Origin of the sequence: Kitasatospora terrestris (genome assembly GCF_039542905.1) — a bacterium.
Lineage (GTDB): Bacteria > Actinomycetota > Actinomycetes > Streptomycetales > Streptomycetaceae > Kitasatospora > Kitasatospora terrestris.
Genome location: NZ_BAABIS010000001.1, coordinates 680633 through 701647, shown reverse-complemented (window position 1 = coordinate 701647; position 21015 = coordinate 680633). Strand labels below are relative to the sequence as shown.

Sequence of the window (21015 nt, the reverse complement as noted above, 5' to 3'; positions counted from 1 at the left end):
CCGACCACCCGGTCCAGCGTCGGGGCGCCGGGCTTCACCGGTCCGGGCCGCCCGCCGCGTCGCGGGCGACGGCCAGGTCGGACCGGACGGCCAGCGTGGTCGGGTGGGTGTCGCCGAGGATCCGCAGGCACTGGCGGAGGGCGGCCTCGAACAGGGGGACGGCGCGGTCCGGTTCGCCCGCCGTCTGGTGGGCGAGCGCGAGGTTGTTGCGGGCGGCCAGGGTGTCGGGGTCCTCCGCGACGTCCTGGACCGCTGCCGCCAGCGAGGCCTGCTTGGGGTCGGAGCGCCGGCGCGCGACGGCTTGGAGGACGCGGCGGCCGAGGTCGGACGTGGCGTCCGCGGCGGAATTCCCCGCCCGGGCCAGGACGGCCCCGCCGTAGGCCCGTACCGCAGCGGTCGGGTACGGACCGGCCTGCTCCACCAACCGGACGATCTCCGCACTCATCCTTGTCTCCCCTCGGGTCGAGCACAGGGGCAAAACAGGCTTCCTGACGGAGCGTAGATCAACGGACTGACTGGTTCGGGTGTTCGGCTCGACCACTGCCCCGCTGCCCCGCTGTCGTGACGGCATGTCAGAATCCGCTGCATGATCGAGAACACGGGGATGAACACCTACCAGCGCCTGGCTGCCCGGCTGCACGAGCTCGGCATGATCACCCGCCGGAAGGCGGAGGAGGTGTGCGCGTACACCGCCGACTGGAGCGAGCCCCGCCCGGAGCGGCGCACCGACGAACTGGCCGCGGTGTTCGAGGACTGCGGCGTGGCCCTGCAGGTCCACGGCGAGGACGTCGACTTCGCCGAGGGCGCCTACGCCGGCATCCTCGAGGACGCGGAGCGGATCATCGGCGGCGCGGTCGCCGTCACGGACGTGGCACTGGTCGGCGAGATCGGCTCGCTGCGGGACCTCGACTTCAAGGTCAACGGCGAGGCCAAGTCCTGGCAGATCGAGCAGGAGTCCGACGACTACCTCGACCTGGGGGCCGTCCACGAGGGCATCTCGGACCTCCTCCCGGGCGGCGGCGACCCGCGGGTCTTCCACTGCGTCCCCGGCGACGGCGCCTGTGCCGACGACTACTACCTGCTGGCCACCCCCGGCCAGGCGGCGGCGCTGCGCGACGAGTTCGGCCTGCGCATCGAGGTCCGCGGCGCGGACGGACTGCCTGTCCGCCGGCAGTAGCGCCCCCCGGCACGGCGCAGGACCAGAGGCCGGGCGCCGTGCCGGGTCCGGCGATCAGCGGGTCTCGATGACGACCTTCTCGATCACCACGTCCTCCAGCGGCCGGTCGTTGCGGCCGGTCTCCACATCGACGATGGTGTCGACGACCCGCTGGCTGGCCTCGTCGACGACTTCGCCGAAGATGGTGTGCTTGCCGGTGAGCCAGGTGGTCGGCCCGACCGTGATGAAGAACTGGGAGCCGTTGGTGCCCGGCCCGGAGTTCGCCATGGCCAGCAGGTAGGGCTTGGTGAACGCCAGGTCCGGGTGGAACTCGTCGGCGAACTTGTAGCCGGGCCCGCCGGTGCCGTTGCCCAGGGGGTCGCCGCCCTGGATCATGAAGCCCGAGATGACCCGGTGGAAGACCGTGCCGTCGTACAGCGGCTCGTTGCTGGGCTGTCCGGTGTTCGGGTCGATCCACTGCCGCTCGCCCGTGGCGAGTTCCACGAAGTTCTTGACGGTCTTCGGGGCGTGGTTCGGCAGCAGCCGGACCGCGATGTCACCCCGATTGGTCTTCAGCGTCGCGTACAGTTCCTCCGCCATCACGATCCTTCGGTGTGCGTCCGATTGGTGCGGCCAGTCTCCCCGCCCGACGCGTGCAACGCCGGTCTGTGACACGGTCTCTCACCCGTACGGATGGCCCGGTTGTCGTCGGCCGGGGGAGCGGCGGGCGCGTGGGCGGCACTGGTCCGGCGGGGGCGGGGCGACACCGAGGTGCCCGGGCTGCTGCCGGCGCTGGAGCCTGCGCCGCCCGACGGGGCGGGGGCGGCGGCGCGGGGGTGGAGGCGGCCCCCGACGCGCTGCGGGTGGTGAGGAGGACGGTGTCGCCGGTGCCCGACTGCGCTCCGGCCGGAAGGACGGCGGCCCTCGGCCTGTCCCGGGTCCTGCGCGCGGCCACCTGATACCCCGCCCGAGGTCGGGGCGCGGGTGTCCGCCAGACTGTCCCGATCGTCGACAGGGAGTGGGAATGGGCAACACATCTGCTGGTGGACCGGCTCCCGTGCAGTCGGACGGCCGGGAAGCCGCAGGGGCGGGGGACGGCGAAAAGCGAGCCGCCACCCGCACGCCGCCCCCGCGGGTCAGACGCCTCGGCGTCACCAGTGCCGTCGTCACCCCGCTCGCGCTGATCGGCCTGGGGGCACTCGGGAGCAATCCGGACTACACCGTGGTGAGCCTGATCGCGGGGGTCCTGGTGTTCTGCCTCGGCGGTGCACTGGCGCTCCTGCCTCGGACAAGCACATGGCCGGTCCTTCTGATGGCCCTGCCGGGGATGGCACTCCTGATCGGGGTCGGTCCGGCGATCCAGTCCGAGGTGCTGGTCCTGAGCGGAGTGCACACCCCTGTCGTGGTGACCGCCGCCCACAGCTCGAAGGGCAAGAACGACCGGGTCAGCTGGACGTGCGATCTGCGCCGGACGGACGGGCTGCCCCTGCCGCACGCCTTCCTCGACGGAAGCTCGGGCTGCCACGGCCGGTCGGATGTCGGCCGGACACTCGACGTCCTGGTGGATCCGGCCGGGTGGGTGCCTCCGGGTGTGCCGGACATGGACCGCGAGGACCTCAGGCAGGGGATCACTCTGCTCGCTGTGGCGACGGCGCTCCTGGCGGCCGTGCCCGTCCTCGCCCGGCGCACCAGGCCGCAGGCCGCCGGCCTGTAGGCCGCCCACCAGGCGGGCCCCAGGGCCAGGCTCTCACCCAGGCCGGCGAGGACGCCTTCCTCAGCGGCCTGTCCGCCTCCCTGGCCGTCGTCACCGTCATCGTGCTCGCCGCCGCCCTCGGCTGCCTCCTGCGCGCACCCCGGCAGGCCCCGAACAGCGGCTGACCCGGCCGGCGGTGTGCCAGGGTGGCACGGCAGGTGGACGCTTCCGTCCGCCCGGTGAGAGGTGTTGGTGACCATGGCCACGTACGTGCTGATTCCCGGTGCCGCGGCGGGCCCGTGGTACTGGCACCTGGTGGGGGCCGAGCTGCGACGGCGCGGCCACGACGTGGTGGCGGTGGACCTGCCGTGCGAGGACGACTCGGCCGGGCTGGCCGAGTACGCCGACACCGTGGTCGACGCGATCGGCGGCCGCACCGGCGTGGTCCTGGTGGCGCACTCCTTCGGCGGGTTCACCGCGCCGCTGGTGTGCGACCGGGTTCCGGTGGACCTGCTGGTGCTGGTGCAGGCGCAGATCCCGGCACCGGGCGAGAGCCCGGCCCAGTGGACGGCCGACACCGGCTACGAGCAGGCCCGGCGCGAGCAGGACGAGCGCGACGGCCGGGCCCCGGGCGACGACGACACCGACCTGTTCTTCAACGACACCCCGCCGGACCTGGTCGCGGAGGCGCAGCGGCACACGCGTGGGCAGTCGGCCACCCCGTTCGCGGAACCGTGGCCGCTGGCCGCGTGGCCGGACGTGCCCACGAAGTTCCTGCTGGCCCGGGACGACCGCTTCTTCCCCGCCGCGTACATGCGCCGCATCGTCCGGGACCGCCTGGGGATCACGCCCGACGAACTGCCGGGCGACCACTGCCTCATGCTCGGACACCCCGCGGAGCTCGCCGACCGGCTGGAGGCGTACCGCACGGGGGCCTGACGGCCGCCCCAGCCCCAGCCCCAGCCCCAGCCCCAGCCCCACTGGCCACCCGCGATCAGCTCCGCGTCTCCTCGCGGCGTCCAAGAGCGGCCGCACCGGGTACGACGAGCAGCTTGCCGGTGGTACGCCGAGCCTCCAAATCGCGGTGGGCCTGGGCGGCCTCGGACAAGGCGTAGCGGCCCGTTACGGTGACCTCAAGGGCCTTGGAGCGCACCCACTCGAACACATCGGCGGCCCGTCGGAGCAGTTCGGACCGATCGGCGATGAAGTCCCCGAGGCTGGGCCGGATCAGGGTCAGCGAACCGCCGTGGGCGAGCCGGATCGGATCGAACGGCGGCACGGCACCACTTGCCGCACCGAAGAGCACGAGATGGCCGCGGGCTCGCAGGCTGGCGAGGCTCGCATCGAAGGTGTGCGCGCCGACGCCGTCGAAGACGACCGGCAGCCCCTGACCGCCGTTGAGCCGCCTCACCTCGGCTGCGAGATCGTCGACCGCGGAGGAGAGGATCACCTCGGCGGCCCCGGCGCGCTTCGCCAGCTCGGCCTTCGCCGTGGTCGACGTCGTGCCGATCACCCTGCCGCCGAGACGGGTGATGAGCTGGGTCAGAAGCAGCCCCATGCCACCGGCAGCCGCATGCACGAGTACCGTGTCACCTCCCTGGACCGGGTAGGCGTCCTTGACGAGATAGTGCGCGGTCATGCCTTGGAGGAGCACGGCGGCTGCCGTCTCGAAGCCGATGTCGTCGGGCAGCGGCACCAGCCGGGAGGAGTCCACGACGGCCCGCTCGGCATACGTGCCGGGAATCTCCACCCAACCGACCCGGTCCCCCACCGCGACGTCGGTGACGCCGGGGCCGACTTCGACGACCGTGCCGGCGCCCTCAGCACCCGGGGTGAAGGGCAGCGGGAGGCCGTAGCGGCCTTCGCGGTGGTACACGTCGAGGAAGTTGACCCCGGACGCGGCGACCTCCACGACCGCCTCGCCCGGACCCGGCCGCGGCTGGTCCACCTCGGCCTCCTGCAGCACCTCGGGACCGCCCACTCCGTACACCTGAATCGCTCGCATGACCCCTCCGACAACGGCTCAGCCCCCTCCAACCCCGTTGATGGCGATCCGATTCCCGACCAGCAGACCGGCCCGCCCGACCCACCTCGACCGCGCGACCGGGCACGTCATACGTCGCTACGAACGCGAGAGACCCGGCGAGCTCGGGCACGTCGACATCAAGAAGCCCGGCAGCATCCCCGACGGCGGCGGACACAAGGTCCCTGGCCGGCAAGCGGGCCGCAAGACCCGCAGGAACGTCGGCTACAGCTACCCGCACACCGCCGTCGACGACCGCTCCCGCCCCGCCTGCAGCGAGATCCACGCGGACGAGAAGAAGGAGACCGCCGTCGCCTTCCGGCAACGGGCCCGCGCCTTCTTCACGGACGCTGGGACCACCGTCGAACGGGTTCTGGCCGACAACGGCTCCTGCTACCGCTCACGCGACTGGCACCACAGCCTGGCGGCGGCCGGGATCACCCACGAACGAACCCGGCCCCACCGGCCCCGGACCAACGGCAAGGTCGAACGCTTCAACCGCACCCTGCTCGACGAATGGGCCTGCGCCGGCTCCTACCGGTCAGACATCGAACGCCGTGAAGCGTTCCCCGGCCGGCTCCACTCCTGCAGTCACCACCGCGGACACACCGCACTCGCAGGCACCCCCCGCAAGCCGCGTCCCCAACCTGACGGGCCAGAACAGCCAGCCCGTCCGGGCGGGGCGCACTCGCGCATCCGCCTCGCCGCCGCAGAAGCCGCCTTCGCCGCAGCCGGCGCCGAAGGATCTGCGATCTTCCTCGCCACGGAGTGGTGGGTGTGACGAACGGGTGCGGTGGCCGATGGCGTGTGGTGCGCAGTGTCCGCGCCGGTGCGTCCCGACGGGACGCGTCCGGGCGGGCGCCGTGGTGTCGGCGCCCGCCCGGGGGACGTGCCGGCGTCGGGTCAGAACTCCAGCACCTCGCGGTCGAGCGGATACTGCGCACGGTGAGGGCCCTCGTACGGTGAGGGCGTGATCGGCAGGACGCCGGTCGGTTGCAGGCCCAAGTTGTCGTCCCAGATCCGGGGTTCGACCTGTCCGAGGACGCGGAACTGCTGGAAGGTGAACGGCGGGCTGTCGGTCGGGAAGAACTCGGCCGTGGTCATCACCTGGAAGTGCAGGTGCGGGGTGGTGGAGTTGCCGCTGTTGCCGATCAGCGCGAGGATCTGGCCGGGTTCGACGCAGTCGCCCTCCCGGACGTTGAGCGAGCCTGGCTGCAGGTGGGCGTAGAGCAGGTAGCGGCCCGGTGCGACTTCCAGGGTGATGTGGTTGCCGACGGTGTCCTCGATCGGCGGGATGGGCGGCGTGTGGGGCGGCGGGTTGTCCGGGACCCCGTCCTGGACCTCCACCACCCGGCCGCGGGCCGCGGCCGCGACCGGCTGGCGGTAGCTCAGGTAGCTGGTGAGCTGGGTGGGGTCGCCTTCCCAGGCCTGCCCTTGCTCGCCGACCCGGTACCAGTCGATCGCGAAGCGCTGCGGCACGCCGAAGCGGCCGTTGACCGGGGCGAGACCGCGCCGGTGGTGGGTGTTGCCGCAGCACGACTCGCTGGCGTACCAGGCGCCGGGGAGGACCGGCGGGCTCAGGTTCAACGGCGCGGTGCGGGCGGTCGGGGTGGCCTGCACCGTCTCCTCGAACGCGGAGGGGCCGGAGGCGGTCAGGATGGCACCCGAGAAATGGTGTTCGAGGACCTCGGGCACCGTTCGGCCCTGGTCGAGGGTCAGGTCGAGCCAGATGATCCACTGCTGGGAGCCCTGGATGACGGTCGGCGTCGGCGCCGGGGGCGGTGGGGTGTACGCGTCCGCACCGGGCAGGGGGTTGCCCACCGGATTGGCGGCCTCGGCCAACGCCTGCCCGCTCAGCGAGCCGATCACCTGGTGGGTGCCGGCGTCCTCGACGTCGACACGGTCGAGCCGCACCGGCGCGCTGCTGGACAGTGCGCTCGTGGTGAGCAGTTCGTACGAGAGGTGCGTCTTGCCGTCCGTGGCGTCGAACGGTGCCGGTTCGGTCATCACCGCCGCCGTCAGGGGCGTGAACTGCGTGCCGGGCGCCAGAGCGGCCGCGCCGGTCCCGTATCCGGGTCCCGCTGAGGCCACCAGCGTGCCGACCGCGAGCGCGGCTGCGGCGAGCCCGCGAAGTAGAGGGACGCGACCGGTGCGGTTACGAGGGTCGTGCTCTGCCATGGTGCTCTTTCATCCGTCGGGTCCGGGGCCGTGAAGGACACCGGCACGCCCCGCGCCGAGACGCAGGCCCATGCAACCCGCAGGCGCACCGCTTCGGACGGAGGCCACCAGGACGAGGCGTCGAACTACACCCGTCCAGCCGCACGCCGGTCTGCGCCGCCAACTGGACCAAAGGCGCCACTGCGCCATCTGACGTCATGTCGGAACCACGGGTACGGGCGGGGCCCAAAGGACCCTGGAACTCGGGTGGGGACAGTCGAACCTGGGTGTTTCGCTATCCGAGCGACCTGTCCGATGCCCGCTGGGCCCTCGTCGAGCCCGCCCCCACCGCCTGGCGCCAGGCCCGAACCGAACGGGCCCTCGCATTCGGCCGACCGCCCGAACACGACCTGCGCGACCTCCTCGACGCAATCCTCTACGTCTGGCACGGGCCGCCGGCCGGGTGGCCGCCGCGATGGTCGCAGTGACGCCGCCCGGGATCCCGGTGCCGATGCCGGGCGAGGACGGGCCGGACGCCGACGCGCCCGGCGGTCCGCTGCTGTGCTGCCTGGTGGCATCGAGGGGTTCGACCGGCGGTTCCACGGGTTCCACGGCGCGACCCACGGTGTCACGATCGGCCCGGCCACCGGCGACTACCTGATCGAGTGCGTCCGCGAGCCGTGACCGGCCGCGGTGGCTCACACGCCGTCCGGTCGCGCGGACCGGACGGGCAGGCGGCTGGGCCGCCCCGCCTCCGGAGGGCGTCGGTGCTCAGCGCCGCCCGGACGGGCTGCCGATCCGCAACAGGTTGCCGCTGCGGTCGACCAGCGCGAACTCCCGCATCCGGTGACCGGTGTCGGCGGGTGGCATCAGCCGACTGCCGGTGGCCGGGTCGATGGGCACGCCGAGCCGCGCCCAGTCCCCGTGCAGCGCGTCCGCGTCCCGGACCTGCAGGTAGCAGCTGCCGGCCGTGGTCAACGGGTCCACCGCGGGGTCGTACCGGAAGTGCAGTTCGACCGTGCCCCGGACGACGATCAGGTAGCTGTCCTCCCCGTCCCAGCGCCCGCGCGGCTCGAAGCCCAGGCGGGAGTAGAAATCCGAGGTCTCGTCCAGGTCCCGGCTCGGCAGGACCGGTACCGCATACTCGACGCGTTTCCCGTACTCGTCCACGGCGCCACCGTAGGGCGTCCCCCTGACACCGGGCCGTGCCGGGCGCGCGTCTCCGGGGCGCGGCCCACCGCCACGGGTGTGACGCCGGGCCGTGCGGCGTGTGGGCGTCGTCCAGGGCGGGGACGCTCGTGCGATGCAGAGGGACATCACCGTACGGGTCGACGGGGTCGCGCGTCGGCTGACCGTCGACACGCGCACGACGCTGCTGGACGCCCTACGCGAGCGGCTCGGGGTGACCAGCCCCAAGAAGGGGTGCGACCACGGGCAGTGCGGCGCGTGCACGGTGTTGTCCGGGGCCCGGCGCGTGCTCAGCTGCCTGACGCTCGCGGTCTCCCAGGACGGCGCCGAGGTCGTCACCGCCGCAGGGCTCGCCGCCGGGGCGGCCGCCGGCGATGGACCACCGGGCGCCGCCGGCGATGGACCACCGGGCGCCGACGGCGGCCTGCACCCGGTGCAGCGGGCCTTCGTCGACTGCGACGCACTCCAGTGCGGCTTCTGCACCCCGGGGCAGGTCGTCTCGGCGGTCGGGGCGCTCGACGAGTTCGCCAGGGGCTGGCCGAGCGCGGTGACCGAGGGTCCGGGGACGCCACGGCTGGACCGGGCCGAGGTGGCCGAGCGGATGAGCGGCAACCTGTGCCGTTGCGGGGCCTACGCCAACATCGTGACCGCCGTCCGGCAGGCGGCCGGGGCCTCCCCGGCCGCGCGGGCGGTCACCTCCCGGCCGGGCGGCCCCCGGGAGACCGATACGGAGGTGGCGGGGTGAAGCCGTTCGACTACCTCAGCCCCGTCGACGCCGCGGCCGCCGTGCGCAGCGTGGCCGGGAATCCGGGCGCGGTGTTCCTCGGCGGCGGGACGAACCTGGTGGACCACCTCAAGCTGGGCGTCGTGGCGCCCGAGCTGGTGGTCGGCCTCGCCGGTGTCCTGCCCGCCGAGGTCGAGGAGCTCGACGAGCTCGACGGCGGCGGTCTGCGGATCGGCGCGGGGGTAAGCAACAGCGAGCTCGCCGCGGACCGGCGGGTGCGCGAGCGCTTCCCGGTGCTGTCGCAGGCACTGCTGTCGGGGGCGTCGGGGCAGCTGCGCAACATGGCCACCGTCGGCGGCAACCCGCTGCAGCGGACGCGCTGCGCCTACTTCCAGGACGTCACCACCCCTTGCAACAAGCGGGAACCCGGCTCCGGCTGTTCCGCGATCGGCGGGTGGACCCGGCACCACGCGGTCCTCGGCGCCTCCGAGCACTGCATCGCGGTCCACCCGTCCGACATGGCGGTGGCCATGGCGGCGCTCGACGCGCGGGTGCGGGTGCTCGGTCCGGCCGGGGAGCGCACCGTCCCCTTCGTGGGGCTGCACCGGCTGCCCGGCGGCGCACCCGAGCGCGACACCGTCCTGGAGCACGGTGAGCTGATCACCGCGATCGACCTGCCGGCCGCGCCGATCGCCCGCCGCTCGGCCTACCGCAAGGTGCGCGACCGCGCGTCCTACGCCTTCGCGCTGGTCAGTGTCGCCGCGGCGCTCGACGTCGAGGACGGCGTGATCGTGGACGCGCGGGTCGCGTTCGGCGGCGTCGCGCACGCACCGTGGCGCGCGTACCGGGCCGAGGAGGCGCTGCGGGGCGCCCCGGCCTCGGAGCGGAGCTACCGGGACGCCGCGGACGCGGAACTGGCCGGTGCCCGGCCGGCCGAGGGGCTGGACGGCGGCAACGCGTTCAAGATCCCGTTGCTGCGCCGAACCCTCGCCGCCACCCTGCGCGGCCTGGCAGGAGAGGGGTCCCGATGACGTTCCCGAGCGAGCCGGACGCCGTCGGCCGCGATCTGCCCCGCCGGGACGGGCCGGTCAAGGTGCTGGGTACCGCCGGCTACGCCGGTGACGCCCCGTTGGCGGACGCCGCGTACCTGCACGCCGTCCAGGCCACGATCGCGCGAGGTCGCGTCACCGCGCTCGACACCACCGCCGCCGAGGCACTCGACGGTGTGGTCGCGGTGCTCACCCCCGCGACCGCCGAACGCCTGGCCTCCACCGAGGACCGCGAGCTGGCGGTCCTGCAGGACGAGGAGATCGCCTTCCGGGGCCAGGTCGTGGCCCTGGTCGTCGCCGACAGCTCCGAGGTGGCGCGGCACGCGGCCGCTCTCGTCCGGGTCGGCTACGCACCGCAGGCGCACGACGTCGAGCTGCGGGCCGACCGCGACGACCTGTACGCGCCCGAGAAGGTGAACCCGGACTTTCCCGCCGACACCTCCGAGGGCGACGTCGACGCCGCGCTGGCGGCCGCAGCGGTGACCGTCGACGAGACGTACACCACCGCGATGTACCACAACAACCCGATGGAGCCGCACACCACGGCGGCCCTGTGGGACCCGGCGGGTGACGGATTCCTCACCCTGTGGGACTCCACCCAGGGCGTCCACCCGACGCGTGCCGTCCTGGCGCCACTGTTTGGTCTGGACGAGGCGCGGGTGCGGGTGGTCTGCCCGTACGTGGGCGGCGGGTTCGGCTCCAAGGGGCAGCCGCACGTCAACGTGGTGCTCGCCGCGATGGCGGCGCGCGCGGTGCCCGGCCGGCCGGTGCGGATCGCGCTGACCCGGCAGCAGATGTTCGCCCTCGCCGGCTACCGCACGCCGACCGTCCAGCGGTGCCGCCTCGGTGCCGACCGGGACGGCAGGCTCACCGCGCTCGCGGTCGACGTCGTCGAACAGACCTCGCGCATCAAGGAGTTCGCCGAGCAGACCGGGGTGCCCGCGCGGATGATGTACGCCGCGGCGAACCGGCGGACCACGCACCGGCTCGCCGCGCTCGACGTCCCGGTGCCCTCCTGGATGCGCGCACCGGGCGAGTGCCCCGGCATGTTCGGCCCGGAGGTGGCGATGGACGAGCTGGCCGAGCGCCTGGGACTGGACCCGGTCGAGCTGCGGATCCGCAACGAGCCCGCCGTCGAACCCGGCTCCGGCAAGCCCTTCTCCAGCCGCGACCTCGTCGGCTGCCTGCGCGAGGGCGCGGCGCGCTTCGACTGGGCGCGGCGCGATCCGCGGCCCGGGGTGCGCCGCCGCGGCGACTGGCTGGTCGGTACGGGCGTCGCGGCCTCCACCTACCCGGTCAACCGCATGACGAAGTCGACGGCGACGATCCGGCGGGAGGGCGGACGCTACGTCGCCGAGATCGGGGCGGCCGACCTTGGCACCGGCACGTGGACCACCCTGGCGCAGATCGCGGCGGACGCGCTGGGCGTGCCGGTGGACCGCGTGGAGGTGCGGATCGGCGACACCGACCACCCGGTGGCGTCGGTGGCCGGGGGCTCCTCGGGCATGACGACCTGGGGCTCGGCCGTCGTCGAGGCCGCCCGCGCCTTCCGGGCGGAGCACGGGGCCGAGCCGCCGGACGGGGCCGAGGCCTCCGGCGCCGTCGGTCCGGCCGACGACCGCTACGCGATGCACGCCTTCGGGGCGCAGTTCGCCGAGGCGCGCGTCCACATCGACACGGGCGAGGTGCGGGTGGCGCGCCTGCTGGGCGTGTTCGCCGCGGGCCGGATCATCAACCCGCGCACGGCGCGCTCCCAGTTCGTCGGCGGGATGACGATGGGACTGTCGATGGCCCTGCACGAGCAGAGCGTCCTCGACCCCCGCACCGGTCACGTCGTCAACCACGACTTCGCCGACTACCACATCGCGGCCAACGCGGACGTCGACGGGATCGAGGCGCACTGGCTGCCCGAGCACGACCCCCACGTCAACGCCATGGGGTCCAAGGGCATCGGGGAGATCGGCATCGTCGGCACGGCCGCCGCGGTGTCGAACGCGGTGTGGCACGCCTGCGGGGTGCGCGTGCGGAACCTACCGATCACGCTGGACAAGGTCCTGCACGCTCTGGAGCAGCGGCCCGGGCCGTGAGGAGCTCCTGACTCCGAGCGCTGGAACGTCCGCATGGGTTTGAACTGGGGTGATGCGGTGCGTCCGCGTCCGCAACGCGACCGGTCCGGGTGGTGCACCGCGTGATGGCCTCGCCCCGGTGGCTCTGTTCACGAGATCGAGCCAGTACCCGATCTCGTGAACAGAGCCACCTGCCTGACAGCTGGGCGACGGACCGTCGGCGGGCGCAGGACGCGCAGTGCCGGATCTGCGATGCGCCCCGCCACCACCGCGGCCACCCTGTCCCTTCCGGGCGATGACCGCGGTCTGGTCGAGCACGCTGTCCCCCCGGCAGCTCAGCGACCTCGACGGAGCAGTGATCGCAGCGGCCTGCAGACAACCGACCACCCACGCCGAGACCGAGACCGGCGATCTCTCCCCTCAGGACGCCTACGGGAAGGAGGCCCGCCTCCCAGGCCGGCGTCCCCATGGGTTCGGGTTATTCGGCCCTGCCCGTCGCTCGCAGTAAGGCGCCGGGCTCTATGGGGCAAGCGACTCTTCGTCCGCAACGCCGCGGAGGCACGGCTGCTTGTCGATGCGGGTCCCTAGCCGACCAGGCGGCGGCGCCAGTCCAAGGGGGTGACGGTGATGGCCCGGCCGGGGTCGTGATCCCACTCGGCAGGGAGGCCGACTGCTTCGAGGGCAGCCACGACCTCGTGGCCGATGGCGGTCGTGGTTTCGGACGAGCCGTCGAAGCCGCCGTAAAGCAGCATCAGTCCGTGGCCGGCCGCGGCGGAGTCCGTGCACTGGGTGTGGAAGTAGACGAAACCACGGGCGTCGGGCCCGCCTTCAGCGCCGATCTCGGCCTGGCCGCAGCTGCGGCAACAGGTGAAGTTCTCGCGGGCGGTGATACCGGCCTCCCGCAAGGCGGTGAACGCTCGGGTGAGCCGCTCGGGGTCGGTCTCGCCCTGCCATTCGGCCTGCTCCGCGACCCGCTCCAGCCACAACCGGTCGGCCAGTGCCTGCGCCTGCTCGCGCGAGACGGGCCGGCGGTCCTGGGTGACCAGGTACTCCTCCGCAAGCTCGGCCAGCCCGGCGCGGGAGACGTAACCGCCGGCCAGCACCTCGCGGACGCGCTCCTCCAACTCCACGCGCTCGCCTTCGTCGAGGTCGAGCGGCGGCACCTCACGGGCGGGGCCCATGTCCAGCAGCGACCAAACCAGACCGCCGTCCCACCCTGCCTCCTGTCGGGCCCAGCCGGTCATCGCCGCAATCACCACCTCGGGCCCGTCGGCCATCGCCTGGAAGTGCCGGTCGGCGGCACCGTCGCGGTACTCCAGCGTGTAACCGCCACCGGTCTGGTGCCAGACCTGGGCGAAGACGTCAGGCAGGTCGGGTATCCGCTGGACCACCAGGAAACGGTCACCGTCACCACCGATCCGCCGGACCAGCCCAGCCAGTTCCTCGGCGGACACGCGGACGTGCCGCTCCCGGTTCTCCGTCTTCACCACGATCTCGAGCATGCGCAGACTCTGACACAGCCCTCTGACTGCGGACCTTCCCGGGACCGCGACGCAACTGCTGCTGCGACAGCTCGAACAAGCACCAAGAACAGGACTGATCGGACAGAGATCACGTCGCGGTGGCAGGCCTCACCTGGGGACGCGGGGACTGCGTGTGGGAAGGTCATGCGTGTGATCAACCAAGATGGCGGCTCGGATCACGAGCTCGTACTCGCGGACGGCATGAGTCCTGCGGACGTCGTGCTTGTTCATCGCGAGGCGCTTCGGGTACTGCGCTCCGGCATCGACACAGCCCACGTCGACGCCTACAGCGACGATCCCTGGCCGCCCGCAGTGGTGCACTCGTACGAACGCGTGCTGTCCCTGGCCCGGGAGGCGGCGGCACATGGCACCCGCCCCCGGCGCGCCGATCCCGGTATGGGCATCGACATCGATGTCCGCGACGACGCGCAGTTCGAGCTGTTGTTGGACTTGGCTCCCCACGCGATCAATGCCGAAGGCCGGCGAGGGGATCGGTTGGTGTTCGGCGCCGGTGACTCCGGCACCTCTCTGTGGATTGCCGTGACACGGGAGCAGGAGGTGGAGCTCCTGTCCCGACTGGATGCGCTGGGGATCCCGCCGACCGCGTTCGCCGTCCGGCAGCGTAACCACTGAGACGCCCTCACGCTGCGGGTTCGGGCTCGATCCGGCTCAGGGTGTAGTCAGTTTCCCTGCTCACGGGCCCTACCGGCTCAGGAAGTGCGGGTCGTCCGACGCGATGTACCGGCTGAGGAGCTCGCGGTCGTGGAACGCGGAGTGCAGCAGGTCGGCGTCGCCGTCGAAGAGACAGACGCAATGGGAAGGGTCCGATTCGCCGGTTTCGTCAAGGTGAAACGGGGCGAGGGGCGATTGGCCGGTCACGGGGTGATCGTATGGGCTAGTTCGGACAGCTGGAGGTCGTATGCGGGGCCATGCCCGCGGCAACCATGCCCGCTGCCATGGTCGGGGGCCCCTGAAAGCTGTCCAGGAGCGTAGCTGGCGGAACTGATGCCTGCGGGTCCGGCGGTCGCTGCTGGTCCTGCCGCGAGAAGGAGCAGCAACGGCGCTAGGCGAAACGGGAGACCGAGGCCCAGGCGCGGCTGGAGGCGGCCCGCGCGGCGAACTCCGCACTGGGCCCGTGCTGGACGTGCCGGGGCTCGAGCGGCGGGAAGGAGGGCCCGGTGCTGGAGCTGTGGGAGAAGGCCGGCCCCGACCGGCTGGAGTGCCTGCAGTGTGTCAGCGACCGGAAGATGCAGGAGCTGGGCCCGCTGGTGCTTCCCGCCCTGATCCGGCGGGAGTTGGTGGCTGCGTTGGTCTCCGCCCCGGATGGCCCTCGCCCATGATGCGCGCGATCACGTTGGTCTCCCGTGGTGAAGTGCTGCTCCTGCCGGATTGGCTGGAGCGTTGCCCCTCCCATCGTTCTTCCGCCGCGGGAGCTGGTGTGCAGGGCGCGTGGCGGAGGCTCTTCACCCGTGCGGTGCACCCAGCGGATGCGCCCACCGGGCCCGGCGTCGGTCAGGGTGAACAGGTTCGGGGACCAGGTGGTCCACGACGCGGCCACGATCGGGACGGTGACCGTGGCCGACACCCCCGCGCGGCGCCGCCATGGTGGCGGCCAGAGGTGCCGACGTCCTCGGTGCAGCCGCCGATCGGCTCGGTGAACAGGATCAACCCTGACTCGGCAGGCCGAAGGCGGCGGTCGAACGCCTCCTTCGGCGGGGTGGTGACGGCCGGCGCGACATGGGCCGCGCCGGCGCCGGGTGCTGTCGCCACACCCTCCCAGCAGCGGGGTGGAGAGCGCGCCGGCACGACGGCCCCGAGGCAGGCGGATACCGGTAGGGTCTCGGCACGTCCGGCTCCCCGTGGAGCCCCACAGCTGGACGCCAGGACCGGCTTCCCGGTGGCCGGCACCCACCAGCGCGGGGTCGTCATTGGGCAGTCGGCGTGACTGGGAAAGGCCGCCCCTCCTCGGGCGGGTGTTGCGCAGGAGGGCCGGGGAGGCGGCTACTGCCCGACGAGGTCCTTGTACTGCTCGGCCGTGAGCAGGTTGTCCAGTTCGCCGGTGTCGGTCAGGGTGAGCTCAATCATCCAGCCGTCGCCGTACGGGTCCTGGTTGACCAGTTCGGGTTCGCCATCGAGCTCGGTGTTCAAGGCGGTGATCTTTCCAGATACCGGCATGAAGAGATCACTCACCGTCTTGACCGCCTCCACGGTTCCGAAGACCTCTTCGGCGGCGAGCTGCTTTCCCATCGTGGGGATGTCGACGAAGACCATGTCGCCGAGCTCTCTCTGTGCGAACTCAGTGATGCCCACGCGAGCGGTGTTCCCCGTGACCAGCACCCACTCGTGGTCCTTGCTGTACTTGAGGTTCGACGGGAATTGCATGGAGGTCTCCTCGCTGGTGGAAAGACAATTGCGTAAGGAGCCTGCTACAGGTCCCGGCCTTCCTGCGCGACCGCCATCCCAACGAGTGAACGTGGGGTGTCAGCTTCGCCGGCCCGGTGCCGCCCCGCCCCGAGCTGGTATCGGGCCATCGAGGTACCGGCTCCGCTGCCGGCCAGCGGGTTCGCGGTGCGACATCGCCCCCTGGCGCGGCTGCGAGCGCGGTGGCGTCGCCGTGCGACGGACCGGCTGCGCCCCGCCGGTCTGTCGGCGACGCGCAGCCAGCGCCTGCCCGTCCCCATCGCATGCCGAGTCGGGTGAGGCGTTGGTGTGACTGCTCGGTGTCGTGGCGGAACCCGAACTGGCCTGGTGACGCGTCAGCCGTATCACAGGCTGCGGGCGCCGCCCTCGATGAGGATGAGCAGACCGATGGCGATCAGGATCACGGGGGAGCGGGACGTGACCCCAGCGGGCGAGGGCCTCGGCGATGACGGGGCGGGTGGCGAAGGACTTGCCCGTGAAGCACCACACGGCCACGCGTACGAGAAACACCGCGGCGTACACGCCCATCCCGCCGATGCCGCCGATGCCGGCGGTGGCGAAGACGGGCACGTGGACGCCGGTATCGTCCCCGCCGTCGGCGAAGGTGACCGCCGGTCGGGGCGCGCACCGGAGGGTCTGCACTGCAGTGGTCATCCCGACACCGGAGCGGCCGTGAGGGTTCGCGACCGGGGCTACACGGTGGTGTCAGGTGGTGTCAGGCCGTCCGACGTGCGTGAAACCCGGCGCGCCACCCAGGGTTGCCCCTTCGTTCGCAGTGTCGATCTGCTGGTCGGGAGGCTCGTTGTCCGGGCCGGGCGGGCCGGCCCCGGCACGGGGCGGTGGGCCGGGTGGCGTGCTACTCCGGACTCTTCCCGTGCCGACCGTTCGGGTGGCCCTTCGGTCCGTGTCGGCCGTTGCCGGCCGGGTGATTCGGGCCGAGGGGCGTGGGGGCCGGGGCAGGGGCCGCGGTCCGGGGCTCGTCAGCGGATGCGGGGGAGAGGGGTGCCGGCGGGGCCGTCTGCTGCGGGCTCGGCGCCGAAGGGCTCTCGGGGGAGGGCACCGCCGCCGTCGGTGCCGTGGCGGGTGAGGTCGCCGGGCGGTGAACCGCCGTGGGGCTGTCGTCGAGGGTGGCGCTGCCACCCAGGCCAGTGAGGACGACGAGCGAGGCCGCGGCCAGGAGCGGTTTCGCGTACGCCGGCCGCATGGCACCGGTTCGCGTCCTGCGCAGGGACCGGTGGACGACGGCGGCGACCCCGGCAGGTCCGCCCGGTTCCTCCTCGGTGAGGAGCCGGGCGCAGGCGGCCGCCGACGGGCGGCGTTCCGGATCCATGTCGGTCATCCGCCGCAGGGTCCTCGCGAGGCCGGCGGGCAGGGACCGGGGGATGGCGGGCGGGCGGTGCAGGCGCGCCGCCGCTGCTTCTATCGGGGCCCCCGTGTACTCGCGGATGCCGGTCAGGCACTCGAGCAGCAGCAGACCCAGGGCGTACACATCGGCGGCGGCCAGGGCGCCCTGGCCGCGGATCTGTTCCGGAGCGAGGTAGGCCGGGGTGCCGATGATCAGGCCGGTGCCGGTGAGTGCTTCGTCACCGGGGGCAGCGGCCTCGGCGAGGAGCCGGGCGGCACCGAAGTCGGCCAGCCTGACCCGGCCGTCAGCGTCCATCAGGACATTGGACGGTTTGACGTCCCGGTGGACGACCCCGTGGGAGTGTACGAACGCCAGCACCTCGGCCACATCACGTCCGAGCCGCCGGACCTGATCGGTCGGCATCGGGTGGGACCGCAGCAGCTCCGCCAGCGTGGGACCTGGCACCAGTTCCAGGGCGAGGTAGGGCTGCTCGCCGACGACCCCGTAGTCGTAGACCTCGATCAGCCCCGGATGGCGGAGCCGGGCCAGCAGCCGCGCCTCCGTGCCGAAGCGCCGGGCCGCGTCCGCGCTCGCACCGGGTCGGAAGACCTTGAGAGCCACCTCACGCTTCAAGCGCTCGTCCACGGCGTGCAGGACGTCGGCCCCGCCGCCCCGGCCGAGCACCGAACACACTCGGTACCGCTGCGCGAACAGTATCGTCGCCGTGCTGCTCTCGGCGGTCACGGTCATACCAGTCTCCGGAAGTCGAAGGTCGCCAGTTGCCGCACGCCCTGCTGGAACGCGTGTGTCCCGCCGCCTACCCGCGATCCCCGGGTACACGCTCCCGGGTGTGCTGACGCCGCCCCTCATCCGCGGAACCCCGTCCGGCCGCCGGCGCGTTCCTGGGGGCGACGCCCACAAGGACATCCACGTCGCCGCCGTGATCACCGGGCGCGCGAGCCGGGCCGCACGGCGATCAGTCCCGCCACAAACAGGCGCCCCGGTCCCGCCGTCGCGCCACGACCGGTGCCACTGGCAAGCCGACTTCGAACTCACCCGCAGGCGCCGGGCCACCTCCGCCGGCTTGACCTCCTGCTCGGACAACTCGGCTGCCCGCGCCCGCACCCGCACCCGCACCCGTACCGACTCCCGGCGCAGCCGCTTCAGGACCATCAGGGACTTCGCCCGGATTCACCCCGACGGGCTGAAGTCAGCAACGAAGACCAACCGTGTCGCCCGAGACGTGGACAGCCGTAGGGCCAGACCCAGAGGGCTGGTGTTCACCTGACCGGAGTCTGCGTCTCGCCGGCCAGACCGAGGTGGTCCTTGAGCGCGCGCTTGCCGGTGTCGGTGAGAGCGACGGCGCGGCTTGTGCCGATCCGAGTGATCCAGCCGGCGTCGAAGGCGTGACGGCACAGGGCGGCGCCGACGGCGCCGGCCAGGTGGGGGCGGCGTTCGGTCCAGTCCAGGCACGAGCGAACCGGCGGGCGCCGGGTGGCGGGCGGTTGTGCGATGCCGAGTTCAGCGAGCCAGGCGGCCCCGTCGCTGGTGAGAGTCAGCCCCTGCCCCCAGTCCAGCAGCCCCCGATCGGTCATCGCCTCGGTGATCGCCACCCCGAGAGCGCCGGCGAGATGGTCGTAGCACGTGCGGGCACGGGCCAGCGCCCGGCTGCGGTTGGCAGCGGGCAGCGAGCGGGGCGGATCGGCGCGCCGAGGCGCCATCGAAGCAAGCTTCTCGATCAGTTCGGCCGTGTCGGGGTCGGCCAGGCGGACGTAGCGATGGCGGCCTTGGCGCTCCTGCGTGAGGAGCCCCCCGCTGACCAGGAGGTTCAAGTGCCCGGTCGCCGTCGAGGCGGCCACTCCGGCATGGCGCGCCAACTCGCTCGCGGTCCATGCACGGCCGTCCAGAAGGGCCAGGCAGAAGCCGGCCCGGGTGCCGTCGGCCAGCAGTGCGGCCAGTGCGGCCAGGTCAGGGCCCTCGACGTGAGCGTCATGGGTTGTTCATCGCTGTCCATTGTCCACCTGCGATTCTTCGGCGGCCGCCGAAGAATCGCAGGTCTACGGTCGGCCCCATGAACACCGCTACGCCCAGCAGCGCGCCCACCGACCTGTCGTCCGAACACGTGACCGTCACGCCGAGCATCCTGTACTTCGGAACGCCGGTCGTGCTGCTCTCCACGGAGAACGAGAACGGCTCCTTCAACCTTGCGCCGATGTCCTCGGCCTGGGCCCTGGGCCAGGTGATCGTCCTCGGTCTTGGCGCTGATGGACAGACCGCCCACAATCTCCGCAGCCGCCGTGATCTGGTGGTCAACCTCCCCGCGCCCGCACAGTGGCCGGCGGTGGAACGATTGGCGCCGCTGACCGGGCGCACCCCGGTACCCGTGGGCAAACGTGGTTCCTTCCGTTTCGAGCCCGACAAGTTCGCCGCCGCCGGCCTGCGGCCTCAGCCCTCCGAGCTGGTGCGGCCGCCTCGCGTCGCCGAATGCCCGATGCAGTTGGAAGCCCGTGTCGCCCGGGCCCAGCCCGATGTCTCCGGAGAGTTCCTCATCGTCGAAGCCCGTGTGCTCAAGGTGCACGCTGATCCCCGGATCGTCGTCTCCGGTTCCCAGCACATCGACCCGGCCGCGTGGAGCCCGCTGATCTACAACTTTCGCCACTACTACGGACTCGGCCCCGAACTGGGCCACAGCTTCCGCTCCCAGACAGCCTGACGAAGCCAGTGGTCCACCGCGAAGAGCCACGGGACAAGCGAGAAGATCGAGCACGGACCATCACCCGGCGGCCCATCCCCACCGCGCATACCAGGATCTTCCCGCACGAATGACCACGAAATGCAGGCGGGTTGCCTGTTACTGGGAGCTCCTACTGTCGGTGCAAGGCTTCGGCGACCGCGATGGTGTCCCAGTAGAACGGGTGCATCTCGGTAATGAGTCCGTCTTTGACGGTGATCAGTTGCATGACCGAAGTTTCCAGGGTCCGACCGGTGGCGCGGGCCTGCAGGCGGCCCCGGTTCAGTACCACGACACTGTCTCCGTCAACCACGAATCTCTGCTCCAAGAACTCCAACGACTGCCACGCCTCGCTCATCGCGGCCATGAACTCCTCGATGCCGCGCGGCCCGTGCCAAGTGCCCCCGTAGGGCAACCCGGGTGCCTGGTACATCACCACCTCAGGATGGAGACACCCGGCGAGTTCGTCGAAGCCGGCCTTGCCCATGCCTCCGGCGGCGATGTAGGCCGCTTCGGCGGCGTAGAACTTCTGCAGCACAGCCAAGGCGTCGCCCCGTGCGCGCACATCTCTGCGCGGTTCGGTCACCGATACCGCGGTCGGGCTCGAATCCATCGTGTTCTCTGCGGTCATCAGCCCATGGTGACGATTCGACGGGAAGGACGCCGGCGACAATCGGACATCGCGTCCTGAGGGTCACCATCACGGTCGGCGCGGGAGATCCGGCCGGTGGCCGGTGTCGTCGCCGTGCCCGGTGACACCGGGTAGCGGGTTCTCCAGCCGCGCCCCACCCTCCAGGCGCAGGGCCGCGCCGGCGAGGTGGCGCCGATCGGCCACACCGGGTTCCAGTCCGGATCGATCGCAGCCGGCGCCTGAGCCCGCGCAGCGCATGCCTTGCCCCATGGGCGGCGTAGAGGGCTATAGTGCTAGGCAACTAGATA

Annotated in this window: 22 protein-coding genes and 3 pseudogenes; 12 read left to right on the top strand and 13 right to left on the bottom strand. The window is 72.2% G+C overall.

Translation table 11 applies throughout. The annotated features are described in order from the left end of the window. Window positions 1–34: 34 nt before the first annotated feature. Window positions 35–445: a tetratricopeptide repeat protein gene (locus ABEB06_RS03430; protein WP_345695267.1), complete on the bottom strand. Its 411-nt coding sequence runs from the start codon at window positions 443–445 to the stop codon at window positions 35–37. 141 nt (window positions 446–586) lie between these two features. On the opposite strand from ABEB06_RS03430, the gene ABEB06_RS03425 reads away from it, so the two are divergent. Further along, on the top strand, window positions 587–1177 hold the full coding sequence (locus ABEB06_RS03425) for a hypothetical protein (protein ID WP_345695266.1): 591 nt from the start codon (window positions 587–589) through the stop codon (window positions 1175–1177). Window positions 1178–1231: 54 nt separating this feature from the next. Here ABEB06_RS03425 and ABEB06_RS03420 read toward each other — a convergent pair whose 3' ends face one another. Continuing rightward, window positions 1232–1756, bottom strand: coding sequence for a peptidylprolyl isomerase (locus ABEB06_RS03420; RefSeq protein ID WP_345695265.1), 525 nt, complete (start codon window positions 1754–1756; stop codon window positions 1232–1234). 727 nt (window positions 1757–2483) lie between these two features. Between ABEB06_RS03420 and ABEB06_RS03415 the strand changes: the two genes are divergently transcribed. Continuing rightward, the gene (locus ABEB06_RS03415) at window positions 2484–2870 is read left to right on the top strand and encodes a hypothetical protein (protein WP_345695264.1); all 387 of its coding nucleotides are present in this window, start codon (window positions 2484–2486) and stop codon (window positions 2868–2870) included. A 237-nt stretch (window positions 2871–3107) separates the two neighbouring features. Further along, on the top strand, window positions 3108–3788 hold the full coding sequence (locus tag ABEB06_RS03410; RefSeq protein ID WP_345695263.1) for an alpha/beta hydrolase: 681 nt from the start codon (window positions 3108–3110) through the stop codon (window positions 3786–3788). A 55-nt stretch (window positions 3789–3843) separates the two neighbouring features. Here ABEB06_RS03410 and ABEB06_RS03405 read toward each other — a convergent pair whose 3' ends face one another. Further along, complete coding sequence (locus ABEB06_RS03405) at window positions 3844–4854, bottom strand: quinone oxidoreductase family protein (protein WP_345695262.1); 1011 nt, start codon at window positions 4852–4854, stop codon at window positions 3844–3846. An 85-nt stretch (window positions 4855–4939) separates the two neighbouring features. Here ABEB06_RS03405 and ABEB06_RS03400 point away from each other — a divergent pair. Next, window positions 4940–5531: pseudogene (locus ABEB06_RS03400) on the top strand (DDE-type integrase/transposase/recombinase); the annotation flags it as partial. A gap of 244 nt (window positions 5532–5775) precedes the next feature. Here ABEB06_RS03400 and ABEB06_RS03395 read toward each other — a convergent pair. Further along, entirely contained in the window at window positions 5776–6879 is a 1104-nt protein-coding gene (locus tag ABEB06_RS03395; RefSeq protein ID WP_345695261.1) for a M23 family metallopeptidase, read from the bottom strand. A gap of 437 nt (window positions 6880–7316) precedes the next feature. Between ABEB06_RS03395 and ABEB06_RS03390 the strand changes: the two are divergent. Both ABEB06_RS03390 and ABEB06_RS03385 read left to right on the top strand, forming a co-directional pair. After that, window positions 7317–7472, top strand: a pseudogene (locus ABEB06_RS03390) (IS5 family transposase); the annotation flags it as partial. A gap of 118 nt (window positions 7473–7590) precedes the next feature. Continuing rightward, window positions 7591–7713 (top strand): hypothetical protein, encoded by a 123-nt coding sequence (locus ABEB06_RS03385; protein ID WP_345695260.1) that lies wholly within the window; start codon window positions 7591–7593, stop codon window positions 7711–7713. Window positions 7714–7800: 87 nt separating this feature from the next. On the opposite strand, the gene ABEB06_RS03380 is transcribed toward ABEB06_RS03385, so the two are convergent. Next, window positions 7801–8199: a bleomycin resistance protein gene (locus ABEB06_RS03380; RefSeq protein WP_345695259.1), complete on the bottom strand. Its 399-nt coding sequence runs from the start codon at window positions 8197–8199 to the stop codon at window positions 7801–7803. A 133-nt stretch (window positions 8200–8332) separates the two neighbouring features. Here ABEB06_RS03380 and ABEB06_RS03375 point away from each other — a divergent pair, with 133 nt between their 5' ends. The 3 genes from ABEB06_RS03375 to ABEB06_RS03365 are packed head-to-tail and all read left to right on the top strand — an operon-like array spanning window position 8333 to window position 12077. Next, window positions 8333–8962, top strand: a complete 630-nt coding sequence (locus tag ABEB06_RS03375; RefSeq protein WP_345695258.1) for a (2Fe-2S)-binding protein — start codon at window positions 8333–8335, stop codon at window positions 8960–8962. Then, the gene (locus ABEB06_RS03370) at window positions 8959–9972 is read left to right on the top strand and encodes an FAD binding domain-containing protein (protein WP_345695257.1); all 1014 of its coding nucleotides are present in this window, start codon (window positions 8959–8961) and stop codon (window positions 9970–9972) included. The genes ABEB06_RS03375 and ABEB06_RS03370 overlap by 4 nt, the downstream gene beginning before the upstream one ends. Then, window positions 9969–12077, top strand: coding sequence for a xanthine dehydrogenase family protein molybdopterin-binding subunit (locus tag ABEB06_RS03365; RefSeq protein WP_345695256.1), 2109 nt, complete (start codon window positions 9969–9971; stop codon window positions 12075–12077). The genes ABEB06_RS03370 and ABEB06_RS03365 overlap by 4 nt, the downstream gene beginning before the upstream one ends. 563 nt (window positions 12078–12640) lie before the next feature. Here the strand turns inward: ABEB06_RS03365 and ABEB06_RS03360 are convergent. Further along, window positions 12641–13558, bottom strand: a complete 918-nt coding sequence (locus ABEB06_RS03360) for a DUF6891 domain-containing protein (protein WP_345695255.1) — start codon at window positions 13556–13558, stop codon at window positions 12641–12643. Window positions 13559–13723: 165 nt separating this feature from the next. Between ABEB06_RS03360 and ABEB06_RS03355 the strand changes: the two genes are divergently transcribed. Beyond that, on the top strand, window positions 13724–14212 hold the full coding sequence (locus tag ABEB06_RS03355; RefSeq protein WP_345695254.1) for a hypothetical protein: 489 nt from the start codon (window positions 13724–13726) through the stop codon (window positions 14210–14212). A 69-nt stretch (window positions 14213–14281) separates the two neighbouring features. Here the strand turns inward: ABEB06_RS03355 and ABEB06_RS03350 are convergent, their stop codons facing one another. Continuing rightward, window positions 14282–14458: a hypothetical protein gene (locus ABEB06_RS03350; RefSeq protein WP_345695253.1), complete on the bottom strand. Its 177-nt coding sequence runs from the start codon at window positions 14456–14458 to the stop codon at window positions 14282–14284. Between the two features lie 299 nt (window positions 14459–14757). On the opposite strand from ABEB06_RS03350, the gene ABEB06_RS03345 reads away from it, so the two are divergent. Continuing rightward, window positions 14758–14919 (top strand): hypothetical protein, encoded by a 162-nt coding sequence (locus tag ABEB06_RS03345; RefSeq protein WP_345695252.1) that lies wholly within the window; start codon window positions 14758–14760, stop codon window positions 14917–14919. A gap of 661 nt (window positions 14920–15580) precedes the next feature. Here ABEB06_RS03345 and gcvH read toward each other — a convergent pair. From gcvH to ABEB06_RS03330, 4 genes and pseudogenes are all read right to left on the bottom strand, one after another. Next, on the bottom strand, window positions 15581–15961 hold the full coding sequence (gene gcvH, locus ABEB06_RS03340; protein WP_345695251.1) for a glycine cleavage system protein GcvH: 381 nt from the start codon (window positions 15959–15961) through the stop codon (window positions 15581–15583). Window positions 15962–16856: 895 nt separating this feature from the next. Continuing rightward, window positions 16857–18095: a serine/threonine-protein kinase gene (locus ABEB06_RS03335; RefSeq protein ID WP_345695250.1), complete on the bottom strand. Its 1239-nt coding sequence runs from the start codon at window positions 18093–18095 to the stop codon at window positions 16857–16859. A 267-nt stretch (window positions 18096–18362) separates the two neighbouring features. Further along, window positions 18363–18518, bottom strand: a pseudogene (locus ABEB06_RS39250) (helix-turn-helix domain-containing protein); the annotation flags it as partial. 107 nt (window positions 18519–18625) lie between these two features. Then, the gene (locus ABEB06_RS03330) at window positions 18626–19312 is read right to left on the bottom strand and encodes an ArsR/SmtB family transcription factor (protein ID WP_345701723.1); all 687 of its coding nucleotides are present in this window, start codon (window positions 19310–19312) and stop codon (window positions 18626–18628) included. A gap of 104 nt (window positions 19313–19416) precedes the next feature. Between ABEB06_RS03330 and ABEB06_RS03325 the strand changes: the two genes are divergently transcribed. After that, complete coding sequence (locus ABEB06_RS03325) at window positions 19417–20058, top strand: flavin reductase family protein (RefSeq protein ID WP_345695249.1); 642 nt, start codon at window positions 19417–19419, stop codon at window positions 20056–20058. A 151-nt stretch (window positions 20059–20209) separates the two neighbouring features. Here the strand turns inward: ABEB06_RS03325 and ABEB06_RS03320 are convergent, their stop codons facing one another. Both ABEB06_RS03320 and ABEB06_RS03315 read right to left on the bottom strand, forming a co-directional pair. Further along, entirely contained in the window at window positions 20210–20707 is a 498-nt protein-coding gene (locus ABEB06_RS03320; RefSeq protein WP_345695248.1) for a nuclear transport factor 2 family protein, read from the bottom strand. Window positions 20708–20776: 69 nt separating this feature from the next. Continuing rightward, the gene (locus ABEB06_RS03315; protein WP_345695247.1) at window positions 20777–20911 is read right to left on the bottom strand and encodes a hypothetical protein; all 135 of its coding nucleotides are present in this window, start codon (window positions 20909–20911) and stop codon (window positions 20777–20779) included. Window positions 20912–21015 lie beyond the last annotated feature (104 nt).

Bases quoted from the DNA above. Each gene is read 5' to 3' on its own strand.
- ABEB06_RS03430 (WP_345695267.1), bottom strand. From the start codon at position 445: ATGAGTGCGGAGATCGTCCGGTTGGTGGAGCAGGCCGGTCCGTACCCG.
- ABEB06_RS03360 (WP_345695255.1), bottom strand. From the start codon at position 13,558: ATGCTCGAGATCGTGGTGAAGACGGAGAACCGGGAGCGGCACGTCCGC.
- ABEB06_RS03425 (WP_345695266.1), top strand. From the start codon at position 587: ATGATCGAGAACACGGGGATGAACACCTACCAGCGCCTGGCTGCCCGG.
- gcvH (WP_345695251.1), bottom strand. From the start codon at position 15,961: ATGCAATTCCCGTCGAACCTCAAGTACAGCAAGGACCACGAGTGGGTG.
- ABEB06_RS03365 (WP_345695256.1), top strand. From the start codon at position 9,969: ATGACGTTCCCGAGCGAGCCGGACGCCGTCGGCCGCGATCTGCCCCGC.
- ABEB06_RS03355 (WP_345695254.1), top strand. From the start codon at position 13,724: ATGCGTGTGATCAACCAAGATGGCGGCTCGGATCACGAGCTCGTACTC.
- ABEB06_RS03320 (WP_345695248.1), bottom strand. From the start codon at position 20,707: ATGACCGCAGAGAACACGATGGATTCGAGCCCGACCGCGGTATCGGTG.
- ABEB06_RS03415 (WP_345695264.1), top strand. From the start codon at position 2,484: ATGGCACTCCTGATCGGGGTCGGTCCGGCGATCCAGTCCGAGGTGCTG.
- ABEB06_RS03325 (WP_345695249.1), top strand. From the start codon at position 19,417: ATGAACACCGCTACGCCCAGCAGCGCGCCCACCGACCTGTCGTCCGAA.
- ABEB06_RS03395 (WP_345695261.1), bottom strand. From the start codon at position 6,879: ATGACCGAACCGGCACCGTTCGACGCCACGGACGGCAAGACGCACCTC.
- ABEB06_RS03405 (WP_345695262.1), bottom strand. From the start codon at position 4,854: ATGCGAGCGATTCAGGTGTACGGAGTGGGCGGTCCCGAGGTGCTGCAG.
- ABEB06_RS03410 (WP_345695263.1), top strand. From the start codon at position 3,108: ATGGCCACGTACGTGCTGATTCCCGGTGCCGCGGCGGGCCCGTGGTAC.
- ABEB06_RS03375 (WP_345695258.1), top strand. From the start codon at position 8,333: ATGCAGAGGGACATCACCGTACGGGTCGACGGGGTCGCGCGTCGGCTG.
- ABEB06_RS03335 (WP_345695250.1), bottom strand. From the start codon at position 18,095: ATGACCGTGACCGCCGAGAGCAGCACGGCGACGATACTGTTCGCGCAG.
- ABEB06_RS03420 (WP_345695265.1), bottom strand. From the start codon at position 1,756: ATGGCGGAGGAACTGTACGCGACGCTGAAGACCAATCGGGGTGACATC.